This window comes from Clostridium hominis (assembly GCF_014287825.1).
Taxonomy (GTDB): domain Bacteria; phylum Bacillota; class Clostridia; order Clostridiales; family Clostridiaceae; genus Clostridium; species Clostridium hominis.
Map to the genome: position 1 here is coordinate 32,014 of NZ_JACOOO010000007.1, position 12,335 is coordinate 44,348.

Annotated in this window: 12 protein-coding genes; 10 read left to right on the forward strand and 2 right to left on the reverse strand. The window is 30.1% G+C overall.

The annotated features are described in order from the left end of the window. Positions 1 to 190: 190 nt before the first annotated feature. Both H8S20_RS05585 and H8S20_RS05590 read right to left on the reverse strand, forming a co-directional pair. Complete coding sequence (locus H8S20_RS05585) at positions 191 to 1,690, reverse strand: phytoene desaturase family protein (protein WP_186859505.1); 1,500 nt, start codon at positions 1,688 to 1,690, stop codon at positions 191 to 193. A gap of 21 nt (positions 1,691 to 1,711) precedes the next feature. Continuing rightward, complete coding sequence (locus tag H8S20_RS05590) at positions 1,712 to 2,356, reverse strand: undecaprenyl diphosphate synthase family protein (RefSeq protein WP_032118235.1); 645 nt, start codon at positions 2,354 to 2,356, stop codon at positions 1,712 to 1,714. 269 nt (positions 2,357 to 2,625) lie between these two features. Here H8S20_RS05590 and yqeC point away from each other — a divergent pair, with 269 nt between their 5' ends. The 10 genes from yqeC to H8S20_RS05640 form a co-directional block, all read left to right on the forward strand. Continuing rightward, complete coding sequence (gene yqeC, locus H8S20_RS05595; RefSeq protein WP_186859506.1) at positions 2,626 to 3,366, forward strand: selenium cofactor biosynthesis protein YqeC; 741 nt, start codon at positions 2,626 to 2,628, stop codon at positions 3,364 to 3,366. A 27-nt stretch (positions 3,367 to 3,393) separates the two neighbouring features. After that, positions 3,394 to 4,179 carry a selenium-dependent molybdenum cofactor biosynthesis protein YqeB gene (gene yqeB / locus H8S20_RS05600; protein ID WP_186859507.1) on the forward strand — a complete coding sequence of 262 codons (786 nt, stop codon included), beginning with the start codon at positions 3,394 to 3,396 and terminating at the stop codon, positions 4,177 to 4,179. 3 nt (positions 4,180 to 4,182) lie between these two features. Beyond that, on the forward strand, positions 4,183 to 5,238 hold the full coding sequence (locus H8S20_RS05605; RefSeq protein WP_243177533.1) for an XdhC family protein: 1,056 nt from the start codon (positions 4,183 to 4,185) through the stop codon (positions 5,236 to 5,238). Between the two features lie 304 nt (positions 5,239 to 5,542). After that, on the forward strand, positions 5,543 to 6,862 hold the full coding sequence (locus H8S20_RS05610) for a uracil-xanthine permease family protein (RefSeq protein WP_186859508.1): 1,320 nt from the start codon (positions 5,543 to 5,545) through the stop codon (positions 6,860 to 6,862). A gap of 141 nt (positions 6,863 to 7,003) precedes the next feature. After that, entirely contained in the window at positions 7,004 to 7,804 is an 801-nt protein-coding gene (locus H8S20_RS05615) for an FAD binding domain-containing protein (protein WP_186859509.1), read from the forward strand. Further along, entirely contained in the window at positions 7,794 to 8,249 is a 456-nt protein-coding gene (locus H8S20_RS05620) for a (2Fe-2S)-binding protein (protein WP_032118241.1), read from the forward strand. The genes H8S20_RS05615 and H8S20_RS05620 overlap by 11 nt, the downstream gene beginning before the upstream one ends. Positions 8,250 to 8,254: 5 nt before the next feature. Continuing rightward, positions 8,255 to 10,537: a xanthine dehydrogenase family protein molybdopterin-binding subunit gene (locus tag H8S20_RS05625; protein ID WP_032118242.1), complete on the forward strand. Its 2,283-nt coding sequence runs from the start codon at positions 8,255 to 8,257 to the stop codon at positions 10,535 to 10,537. Continuing rightward, positions 10,527 to 11,093 carry a nucleotidyltransferase family protein gene (locus tag H8S20_RS05630; RefSeq protein ID WP_032118243.1) on the forward strand — a complete coding sequence of 189 codons (567 nt, stop codon included), beginning with the start codon at positions 10,527 to 10,529 and terminating at the stop codon, positions 11,091 to 11,093. Before H8S20_RS05625 ends, H8S20_RS05630 begins: the two co-directional genes overlap by 11 nt. 174 nt (positions 11,094 to 11,267) lie before the next feature. Next, positions 11,268 to 11,798: an ECF transporter S component gene (locus H8S20_RS05635; RefSeq protein ID WP_032118244.1), complete on the forward strand. Its 531-nt coding sequence runs from the start codon at positions 11,268 to 11,270 to the stop codon at positions 11,796 to 11,798. After that, the coding region (locus tag H8S20_RS05640; protein WP_186859510.1) for a class I SAM-dependent methyltransferase at positions 11,791 to 12,335 on the forward strand (545 nt) is incomplete at its 3' end. The genes H8S20_RS05635 and H8S20_RS05640, both read left to right, overlap by 8 nt.

Sequence of the window (12,335 nt, forward strand, 5' to 3'; positions counted from 1 at the left end):
TTTTTATTAGCTATTATTTAGAATTGATTTTTGATTTGAAAATAGTTAGTAGTGTATATATTTAATTTTTAAATTTTCGCATAATATTTTACCAAATTATTATTTTCAGCTACATAAGTACTATTTTCTAGGAAGTGAAAAGAATGATAATTATTATAGTAAAGAGTTGAAATGTATATGCACTAACTTATTAAGTGTTGTGCATATACATTTTATTTATTTTAGAGGCACAAATTTTTGAGGATTTTAATACCATAGCAACTCCATTACCAGGATGGATAGATGCACCAGTAAAAAATAAATTTTTAATCTTAGGAATTTGACATTGAGGTCTAAAAATTACACTTTGTTTTAAAGTATGGCTTAAACCGAAAGCACAACCACCATAGGTGTTAAATTTATTTTTAAAATCTAAAGGTGTTAAATGATTTATATAAACTATATGCTCTAAAATATCTTTCAGTCCTCTCAGTGAACTTAGAGTTTTTAAGGTTTTTTTAGTGAAATAGTAAATAGTTTCAGAAGTCCAATTTACATTATTACTTAATGTGTTTGGAACTCTTACCATAACATTGATTGCTTCGCAGTTTTTGGGACACATAGTATCATCAAGTGAGCTAGGACAATAGATATACATTGATATATCATTAGGAAGAAATCCGTCAAAAGTAAGTTTTAGATTTTCTTTAAGTTCATTATTAATGTATATATTATGCAAATTAAGATTAGGGTATTTTTTATCTAATCCTAAATATAATATGAAAGTTGAACATGAATACTCTAAATTGTTAATTGGTTTAATTAAGTCTTTTACATTAGAATCTTTAATAAGACTTTTAATAGTATAAGAATAATCACTACTACATACTACTACATCACTGTAGTGATTTTGACCGTTAACTACTATTCCGTTAGCTTTATTATTCTTGAATAATATTTTATGCACAGGTGAAGATTTGTGTATAATACCACCTTTCTTTATTACAAGCTTTTCTAAGGCTGCAATATAAGAATACATCCCACCTTTTATATGATACAATCCATAATATTGTGTGACTGTTGGTATTATATTATATATTGAAGATGAGGTGTAGGGAGAAATACCTACGTACATAGTCTGAAACATTAAATAATCTAATAATTTTTTATTTTTTATATACTTTTTTGCATCATCATAGCTTGAAGCAAATGCATTTAAATTTATTACTTTAGGCAATGTCAAAGAAGTTAATAAATTAGATGTTTTTAAAAAGCTTTTATTTAAAATAGAATCTTCAGCCCATAGATACTTTTTATAGTTATTTGATAGAAATTCGAAATAACCATAGTTATCTTTTATATTGCCTTCTGTTATTTCTGATATAGTTTTATTTAAAGTAGGAAGGTGTGCATTAAAGGTATATATGCTATTATCAGAATAAAAAACATTATATAGGTTATTTATAGGTATTGGTGTAAAGTAGTTTCTATAATCTTCTCTACAAAATAGAAAAAGATCTATATAGTTTTGAGGAAACATCATTATGGAAGCTGTTAAATCAAATTTAAAATTTTTATATTGAATAAAATTAGTTTTACCACCAATAGTATTATTTTTTTCGAAGATTTCAACTTTAAATCCATATTGTAATAATCGCGCTGCGATTGATAAACCTCCAATACCAGCACCGATAATAAATACTTTTTTCATAGAAATAACTCCTTCTGGATATTAACCACCTAAAGTAATATCTTGATCATTGTACCAATTTAATGCATCATAAAAATGCTCTGGTTTAAAGTCAGGCCAAAAATCATTAACTATATAAAAGTCTGAATATACAGATTGAACAGGCAAGAAACCGCTTAATCTTCTTCTTCCGCCCCAACGTATAATTAAGTCTATTCTAGAGATTTCGTTAGAGTGAATAGTTGGTATTATACTCTTAGTTTTATTAGAGGAGGATTTTAAATTATATAAATCCCATTCCCAACCATAATTAACTAAAAAGTTAACTTTTATTCCTCCTTTTCCAAATACTCTTCTAGTAGTATAAGGTATTAAATCTTTAGGAAAAGATTTTGATTCTGTATTTCCTACGACTAATAGTTCTGCATCTTCTTTAGATAATATTTTAACTGCATCTATACAAGCCTTAACAAAAGCTTCTTTTTGAATAGATGGACGTTTGGTATTATCGGTAGTAAAACCATAGTATGTAATTTCTTTTATCCCAGCCTTTTGGCAAAGTTTAAATAGCAATAAACCAGGGGTAATACCTCCTAGCGAGTATCCTTTTTCTTTTGAAAAGCCTTTTGATTCAGCCCAACGTCTATTTCCATCTGGAATTATGCCTATATGATTTGGAATTCTCATAAATACTCTCCTATATGTTTTGATAATTATAATTATGTACATTACAGAGCGTAAATATTCTATTGGTAGTTTACTTTTCATAAGTTTTATTTAGTATAGTATATGAAATAGTGATGAAAAGAGTGAGCGAATTATTAGAAAATTATTATATAGATATAATAATTACTTGAAATAGAGACTATGTGATTTTATATTTAATATATAGCATTTAATAAATATTGGTAAAAAGTATATAGTAAGTATTAATAATTAAAGTGTGGTGATAGCTGGTGAAGATAATTGAAAATAAAGGGAATCAGAGTAGAGTTATAGAATATTTATATGAAGGACTAGAAATAGATCTAAATAAAAAATATGTTATCTCATTTGTAGGAGGTGGAGGTAAGACAACATCCATTTATAAATTAGCAGATGAGTTAACGAGAAAAGGTAAAAGGGTTATAGTAACGACTACTACCCATATGCAGATGCCTAAGAATAAAGTTATTCTAAACAATAATATATATGATATTAATAAAATTTTGGAAGAAAGTAATTTTGTAACTGTAGGGATAAAAGCTGAAAATGGTAAAATTTCATCTGTATCTATGGAGCAGGTAAATGAACTTAAAGAAATATGTGATTTTTTACTTATAGAAGCTGATGGTGCAAAAATGTTACCATTAAAAGCTCCTGCTAGCCATGAGCCTGTAATATTAAATATATCTAGTATGGTTGTTGGCGTTTGTGGTATAGATGCATTAGGAAAGACGATAAAAGAGACATGCCATAGATCTACTATAGTTTCAAAAATTATTAGAAAACCTGAAGATGATATAGTAGAGGAAGAGGATATTGCACATATACTTTCTAGTAAAGATGGAACTATGAAAGGTGTGGATGTAGATACTATGGAATTTAGAGTAATTATTAATAAAGTTGATAATGATGGGTTATTAGTAAGGGCAACTAAAATTGAAAAAATTTTAGCCGGTAAAAATATAAAAGTTATAATGACATCACATATTTAGACGTTAAAATAGAGAGGGGAATTTAAAGTGCTTGTATTAATAAAAGGTGCAGGAGATTTAGCTACAGGTGTAGCACATAGATTAAGAAGGTGTGGCTTTGATATTGTCATGACAGAAATAGAAGAGCCCACTACAGTTAGAAGAACAGTGGCTTTTTCTCAAGCTGTTTATGATAAAACTGTAGAAGTAGAAGGTATTAAAGCTGCATTAGTTACAAATGTGGAAATGATAAAAGAAAATATAGCAAATGGTATTATCTCTGTAATAGTGGACAAGGAGGCGAATATCATAAAAGAGATCAAGCCTGATGTAGTTGTGGATGCTATTATAGCTAAGAAAAATACGGGGACATCAATAAATGATGCACCTATAGTAATAGCTGTAGGACCAGGCTTTGAAGCGGGGGTAGATTGCCAATTAGTAATAGAAACTAAAAGAGGACATTATTTAGGGAAAGTTATTACAGAAGGAAAGGCTATACCTAACACAGGAATTCCAGGAAATATAGGAGGCCATACTGTAGGAAGAATTATTAGAGCAACAAGCGATGGAATAATATATCCAGTTGCAAAAATTGGAGATTATGTTGAAGAGGGAAAAGTAGTAGCTTATGTAGATAAGACGCCTGTCTATGCAAGTATAAGCGGTATTGTAAGAGGTATGTTACAAGAGGGGATAACAGTTTTTAAAGGAATGAAAAGTGGAGATATAGACCCAAGATGTGATAAGGAACATTGTTTTACTATATCTGATAAAGCAAGATCTATTGGTGGTGGAGTTTTAGAGGGAATACTGTTTTTAAAAAATAAATAAAAAATGTTTAATGGGAGAGAAAAGATGAAAAGAGACTTTTATACCAAACTATATAATGAATTAAAGAGAAGTAAAGAAGTCTACTTGATAACGATTGTTTCAGGAGAGCATCAAGGTAAAAAACTTTCTGGACAAAAGTTGTTAAAAGCAGATAACAATATTTTAATAGAAGATGATAATTATAAAGAATTATGGAATGAGATTTTAAACAATATAACCTTGAATAAAGGCACATATAACAGTACTTATGATAATAAGGAGATATTTATAGAATATTTAGCAAGTAAAGCAAATTTAGTTATTTGTGGGGGAGGACATATAGCATTACCTTTATGTAATATTGGGAAGCTTTTGGATTTTAACGTAACAGTTATAGATGATAGAAAAGAATTTGCTAATTATGATAGATTCAATCTTGCAGATGAAGTTATATGTGGAAATTTTGAAGAAGTACTTAAAGAAAGATGTTTTGGAAAAAACTCTTACTTTGTTATAGTAACTAGAGGCCATAGGGATGATAGAATATGTTTAGAGTCTGTTATAGATAAGGGTTATGCATATGTAGGAATGATAGGAAGTAAGGCAAAGGTTGCAACTGTAGTTACAGCATTGCTAGAAGCTGGTTATACTCAAGAGTTAATTGATAAGGTTCATACACCTATTGGATTAAATATTGGTGGGCAAACTCCTGCTGAAATAGCTGTTAGTATAGCAGCAGAAATTATACAAGAAAAAAATATAAATAATAAAACTGAGATTTCTGAAGAGATTTTAAGGGAGCTTATTGAAGATAAGCAAAGTAAAGTTCTAGCTACAATAGTAGAGAAATTAGGATCTTCACCTAGAGGAGTAGGAACTAAAATGCTTATAAAGGAAGATAGAAGTTTTAAAGGTACTGTAGGTGGAGGAAGTGTAGAAAATGCAGTTTATTTGAAAAGCTTAGAACTTATTAAAAATAGAAGTTCTGATGTGGAAATCTATAACTTATCCAATTCTGATGCATCAACTTTAGGAATGATTTGTGGCGGAAAAGTAAAGGTTGTTTTTGAATATATATAAATTTGGTAAAGTTATTAAATTAATCTTTTTAGGTTGATTTAATAACTTTTTTGTTATTCACTAAGTGTTAATTATATAATAAAGTTGAATATTATAAGGAATCAAGGGAGAATATTCGCCAAACAACTTAAAAACACATATGTAATTATAAAAAAATGCAGTATTTTTCGTAAAAGTGACAAAGAAATGAAAAAAATGCTAAAAAAGTGTATACATACATAAAAAAATATGTTACTATATTTTTGGAAATACGAATATTAAATTAAATAATTATTTTAATGTTCAGTGAGTGGGGGATATTTGTATGAAAAATGGAAGTGTTTATGAATTAGATGGAAGGGTGCCATTAAAACAAGCAATACCATTAGGTATACAACATGTTTTAGCTATGTTTTTAGGGAATGTTTCACCTTTAATAATAGTTTGTGGATTATTAAATATAGATGGAAATACAAAAAGTATGTTAATTCAAAACTCTATGTTTATTGCAGGGGTTGCAACTTTAATTCAATTATATCCTGTGTTTAAAGTAGGTTCAGGATTACCAGTTGTTATGGGGACAAGTTCTGGATTTATAGGGACAGAAAAAGTTATTGGAGCAACTTATGGATATGCAGCAATAATGGGTGCATCTTTAGTTGGAGCACTTTTAGAAATAGTTTTAGGATTCTTTATTAAACCATTAAGAAAATTATTTCCACCAATAGTGACAAGTTTAGTTGTAATTTCTATTGGACTTTCTTTACTTCCAGTTGGAATTAAATACTTTGCTGGCGGAGCAGGTTCTCCAGAATTCGGAGCACCTAAGCATTTATTAGTTGGAACTATAGTAATGTTAGTAATTATTATAATTCAAAATTATACAAAAGGCTTTATGAAGACTTCTGCTATATTAATAGGAATAATCGTTGGGTATTTAGTAGCTATATTCATGGGAATGGTTGATTTTACACAAGTTAAAGAAGCAGCATGGTTTAGTTTACCAAGACCATTTATTATGGGATTTGAATTTAGATTAGATGCAATTATATCAATGGCAATTATGTACATAGCAACAACAGTTGAAACTATAGGAGATGTTTCAGCTATAGCTGTTGGAGGACTTGGAAGAGAGGCAACAGATAAAGAATTATCAGGTGGAGTAATAGCTGATGGGGTTGCAAGCTTTATAGCGGCATTATTTAGTGTAGCACCAAATACTTCTTTTAGCCAAAATGTTGGACTAGTTGCAGTTACTAAAGTAGTTAATAAATTTGTGATTATGACAGGTGCAGTATTCTTAATTTTAGCTGGATTTTTCCCAAAATTAAGTGCAGTTTTATCAGTAATGCCTCAATCAGTTCTTGGGGGAGCAGCTGTTATAATGTTTGCAATGATCTTTGTAAGTGGTCTTCAATCATTATTTAGAGAAAACTTAGATGGTAGAAATGGCTTAATAGTAGCACTTGCTATAGGAATCGGTGTTGGACTTGGAAATGTTCCAGAAGCATTAGCAGAATTACCAAGTTGGGTTGGAAATATATTTGCACAAAATGGAATAATAATGACATTTGTTATTGCTACTGTTTTAAATTTAATTTTACCTAAAGATAAAAAAGAAAATGAAGTTGTAATTAATAATTAGAAAAAAATGTTGTTTTTTGTAATAAAAACAATGTAGAATATATATTGTTAGAATTTGCATATTTCTAGGAGATATGCAAATTTCTTATGTAAAGAATCCTATGAGAAAAATTTAAGATACGAGTTTGGGAGGAATTGTGAATTGTTTACTATTAAAAACTATGTAGTAGTTCAAAGTTTAGAAGAAGCTTATGAACTAAATCAGAAGAAAAATAATGTAATCTTAGGCGGCACAGCTTGGCTTAAAATGGGTGAAAGAAATATTCAAAATGCTATAGATTTGTCAGGCTTAGGATTAAATAAAATAGAAGAAGATGATGAGTTTATTAAAATTGGATGTATGTGTACTTTAAGAGATATGGAAGTAAGCAATAAGCTTAATAGATATTTTGATGAAGCTATAAAGGAAAGTTTAAAGTACATTGTAGGTGTTCAATTTAGAAATTGTGCAACTATTGGTGGAAGCATTTATTCGAGATTTGGATTTTCTGATATATTAACAGTACTGTTAGCATTAGATACATATGTAGAATTATATAAAGGGGGAATAATTCCTTTAGAAGAATATAAGGACATGCCTTATGATAATGACATACTAGTAAGAGTGTTAATTAGAAAAGATAATAGAAAAGTTAGATACTTAACTCATAGAAATAGTGCAACTGATATACCTACTTTAGCTTGTGCAGTATCTAAGCTGGATAATGAGTGGAATATTGTTTTAGGGGCTAGACCTCAGAAAGCAATGAAAGTTATAGGAGTAAGTAAACTACTAAGTGAGATACCTACAAAGGATGAAATAGAAAAAGTAATAAATAAGGTAATTGAAGAAGTTAAATTTGAAAGTAATATGAGGGGAAGTAAGGAGTATAGATTACTTCTTGCTAAGGCGTTGATAAATAGAGGAATAGAAGGAATAATTGGAGGTTCATATGAAAATTAAGGTTTGGATAAATAATAAAGTTTTTGAGGATGATATTGAACCAGATACATTATTAATAGATTTTGTTAGAAGTAAAGGATTCTTAAGTGTAAAAAGAGGATGCGATACAGCAAACTGTGGATTATGTACAGTTCATTTAGAGGGAAAACCTGTACTTTCATGTTCAACTCTTGCTATGAGAGCTAATGGTTTAAAAGTTACTACAATTGAAGGATTAGAAGAAGAGGCAAAAGAATTTGCACAGTTTATGGCAAATCAAGGAGCAGAACAATGTGGCTTTTGTAGTCCAGGGTTTGTAATGAATGTTTTAGCTATGAAGAAAGAATTAAGAAATCCAAGTGATGAAGAGATAAAAATGTATTTATCAGGAAACCTATGCCGTTGTACAGGGTATATGGGGCAATTAAGAGCGATAAAAAACTATTTAGGATTAACTAAGGAGTAGTAAAGATGAAATATGTAAATAAAAGCATAAGAAAAAGCGACTCTATGTCACTATTAACAGGAAAACCAGTATATACAGAAGACTTAGCACCAAAGAATTGTCTAGTTGTTAAATTACTTAGAAGCCCACATGCTCATGCTTTAATAGAAAGTATAGATACTACAGTAGCTATGAAGGTTCCAGGGATTGAGTGCGTTTTAACCTATGAAGATATGCCTGGATCTAGATTTACTACAGCAGGTCAATCTTATCCTGAACCTAGTCCATATGATAGATTAATATTAGATAGAAGGTTAAGATGTGTAGGGGACCCAGTTGCTATAGTAGCAGGGGAAAGTGAGAAAGCTGTAAATAAGGCTATGAAACTTATTAAAGTTAAATATGAGGTTTTAGAAGCTGTTTTAGATTTTAGAACTGCTAAAGATAGCAATATATTAGTGCATCCTGAAGAAGATTTTAAAGCTTTATGTGATGTAGGAGCAGATAATAAGAGAAATCTTTGCTCAACAGGTGGATTTGAACATGGGAATTTAGAGGAAGAACTTAAAAGTTGTGACGTTATAATAGAAGAAACTTATCATACAAAAGCTAATAATCAAGCTATGATGGAGACTTTTAGAACTTTTACAGAGCTTGATATTTATGGAAGATTAAATATAACTTCTGCAACTCAAGTTCCATTTCATGTAAGACGTATAATTGCTAATGCACTGGAAATACCTAAATCTAAAGTTAGAGTTGTAAAGCCAAGGATTGGTGGAGGATTTGGAGCAAAGCAAAGTGCTGTAAGTGAAGTTTATCCAGCAATAGTAACTATGAAAACTGGTAAACCAGCAATGCTTATATTTAGTCGTAAGGAAAGTATGACAAATGGAAGTCCAAGACATGAAATGGAGATACGTGTACGTTTAGGTGCGAATAAAGATGGGATAATCAAAGCAATAGAGATTAATACTTTATCTAATGCAGGAGCTTATGGAGAACATGGACCAACAACAGTAGGATTAAGTGCTCATAAATCAATGCCTTTATACAGTACTCCTAGAGCTTATAAGTTTAATTATGATGTAGTATATACAAATACTATGGGAGCTGGAGCTTATAGAGGGTATGGAGCTACTCAAGGTATTTTTGCATTAGAATCTGCTGTAAATGAATTAGCAGCAAAACTAAATATGGATCCTATCAAATTGAGAGAACTTAATATGGTTAGAGAAGGGGATGTAATGCCTGCTTACTATGGAGAAGTTGCCAACAGCTGCGCATTAGATAGATGCTTAGAAAAAGCTAAAAATATGATTGATTGGGATAATAAATATCCAGCAAGAGATATGGGAAATGGAAAGATAAGATCAGTTGGTGTAGCTATGGCGATGCAAGGGTCAGGTATTTCTAGTGTGGATACTGCTGCTGTAGAAATTAAGCTTAATGATGATGGCTTCTACACATTGATGATTGGGGCAGCTGATATGGGGACAGGCTGTGATACTATCTTAGCTCAAATAGCAGCAGATTGCTTAAATTGTGAAGTTGAAAATATAGTAGTTCATGGTGTTGATACAGACCAAAGTCCATATGATACAGGGTCTTATGCTTCAAGTACTACATATGTAACTGGTGGAGCAGTTATTAAGACTTGTGAAACATTAAAGGCTAGGATGTTAGAAGAATCAGCTAAAATTCTTGAGTGTCCAATAGAAAACTTAGAGTTTGATGGAAAATCAATTCATTCGTACCAAGATGATAAGGAAATATCTCTAGTGGATTTAGCTAATAGATGTTTAGTTGGGGGAAGTAAAACAATTAGTGCTAGTGAGTCTCATTATTCAAAGACATCACCACCGCCATTTATGGTTGGAGCAGTTGAAGTAGAAATTGACAAATCAACTGGAAAACTTGATATAATAGATTATGTAGCAGTAGTTGATTGTGGGACTATGATAAATCCAAATTTAGCTAAGATACAAGCAGAAGGTGGAATAGTTCAAGGAATAGGTATGGCATTATATGAAGATATATCTTATGATTTTAAAGGAAGAATGAGAAATGATTCATTTATGCAATATAAAATTCCATCAAGACTTGATGTAGGAAATATAAGAGTAGAATTTGAAAGTAGCTATGAGCCAAGTGGACCTTTTGGGGCAAAATCAATTGGAGAGATTGTTATAAACACACCATCTCCAGCATTGGCACATGCTGTTTATAATGCTACTAAAGTAAATATAAGAACACTTCCTATTACTGCTGAAAAAATAGCAATGGGAATGATGGAGAATGAGGATTAATTTAATTTTATTAGCTTCAGGAAATAGTAAGAGGTTTAATGGGAATAAACTGTTAACTAATTTCAATAATAAACCACTATATATGCATACATTAGATAAGATAAAAAGTATAAAAGGTTTAAATAAAGTTATTGTAGTGACTAAATACGATGAAATAAAGTCAAAGTCTATAAATTTAGGTTTTGATGTCGTATTAAATCAAGATAGTGATTTAGGTATATCTAATTCTATTATTTTAGGGATAAATAGAGATAAAAGTGCTGATGGATATATGTTTATGGTCTGTGATCAGCCTTTTATTAAAGTAAAAAGTATAAATAAATTAATAGAAGAATTTAATAGTTGTAATAAAGGGATATGTTCTGTAGGCTATAAAGATAGATTAGGAAATCCAAATATCTTTAGTAGTAGGTATTTGAATGACCTATTAAGTTTAAAGGATGATGTTGGTGGAAAGTATGTATTGAAAAAACATATAGATGACCTAAAGGTAATTCAGATTGAAGATGAAGAAGAGTTAAGGGATATAGATACTAGACAGGATATAGAACTATAAACCGAAAATTTAGCAATCCAATTATTGACAAATTTCAGTTTTGATGATATTATAAAAGTGTCACGAAGACGAGTGAAAAATAAAAAACAAATAGGAATTTATTTATGTATATCACGAAGGTATAGCTTTTATTGCTATACCTTTTATTTTTATAATTAAATGGGGGTAATTAAAATGAACGAAAAAACAAAAGGCTTAGTATGGGCATCACTTTTTTTAGCTATCGGTATTGTTATTCCTTATATCTTTCACGTAACTGGTCTACCAGGTCAAGTGTTTTTGCCAATGCATATTCCAGTGATTTTATGTGGTTTAATCTTAGGGGGAAAATATGGATTGCTAGTAGGTGTATTATCACCACTGGTTAATTCAGCTATTTTAGGAATGCCTCCAATTTTTCCAACAGGAGTAGCGATGGTTTTTGAACTTGCGACATATGGATTTATTACAGGAGTACTTTATAAAGGAAAGAAGTACAACATATTCATGTCACTAATAATCGCTATGATTTTAGGAAGAGTAGTTTCGGGAATTGCTAATTATATATTACTAACAGTTGGTGGAAGTGGCTTTATACTAAGTGCCTTTATAACTGGGACTTTTGTAAAAGGTGTATGGGGAATGATTATACAGTTAATATTAATACCAATATTAGTTAAAGTTATAGAGAAGGTAAAGAAAGGAAATGTACTTGTAAATGAATAATAGAGAGTTTTTTAATGATTTGGCATATAAGTGGGATAGTATGTGCCATCATGATGATGATAAAATAAGGAAGATAATTGATTTGTCTAATGTAAAAGAAGATGCAAAGATACTTGATATAGGCACAGGAACAGGTATATTAATAAGTTATTTATTAGAAAAATCACCTAAAGAGATAGTTGCAGTAGATATTTCAGAAAATATGATAGAAGTTGCGAAAAGTAAATATAAAGACCGAAATGTAAAGTTTGTTGTAACTGATATTATGGATTTTGATGGAGAAAATTTTGACTATATATTTATATATTCTGCATATCCTCATTTTGGAGATAAAGAAAAGTTGTTTAATCATTTATCAAAGCTTCTAAATAAATCAGGTAAAGTAATAATTGCACATTCTCAAAGTAGAGATGAGATAAATCATGTGCATTCAAAAGCTAAGGAAGTTAAAGAAGACGTATTATTATCAGCAGAAGAAAATATAAAAATTATTAATAAATACCTAAAGGCAGATAAGAGTATTGATGATGCTGAAAT

Coding starts and splice junctions, on each gene's coding strand:
- H8S20_RS05635 (WP_032118244.1), top strand. CDS start 11,268: ATGAACGAAAAAACAAAAGGCTTAGTATGGGCATCACTTTTTTTAGCT.
- H8S20_RS05625 (WP_032118242.1), top strand. CDS start 8,255: ATGAAATATGTAAATAAAAGCATAAGAAAAAGCGACTCTATGTCACTA.
- H8S20_RS05590 (WP_032118235.1), bottom strand. CDS start 2,356: ATGAGAATTCCAAATCATATAGGCATAATTCCAGATGGAAATAGACGT.
- H8S20_RS05585 (WP_186859505.1), bottom strand. CDS start 1,690: ATGAAAAAAGTATTTATTATCGGTGCTGGTATTGGAGGTTTATCAATC.
- H8S20_RS05610 (WP_186859508.1), top strand. CDS start 5,543: ATGAAAAATGGAAGTGTTTATGAATTAGATGGAAGGGTGCCATTAAAA.
- H8S20_RS05620 (WP_032118241.1), top strand. CDS start 7,794: ATGAAAATTAAGGTTTGGATAAATAATAAAGTTTTTGAGGATGATATT.
- H8S20_RS05630 (WP_032118243.1), top strand. CDS start 10,527: ATGAGGATTAATTTAATTTTATTAGCTTCAGGAAATAGTAAGAGGTTT.
- H8S20_RS05605 (WP_243177533.1), top strand. CDS start 4,183: ATGTTTAATGGGAGAGAAAAGATGAAAAGAGACTTTTATACCAAACTA.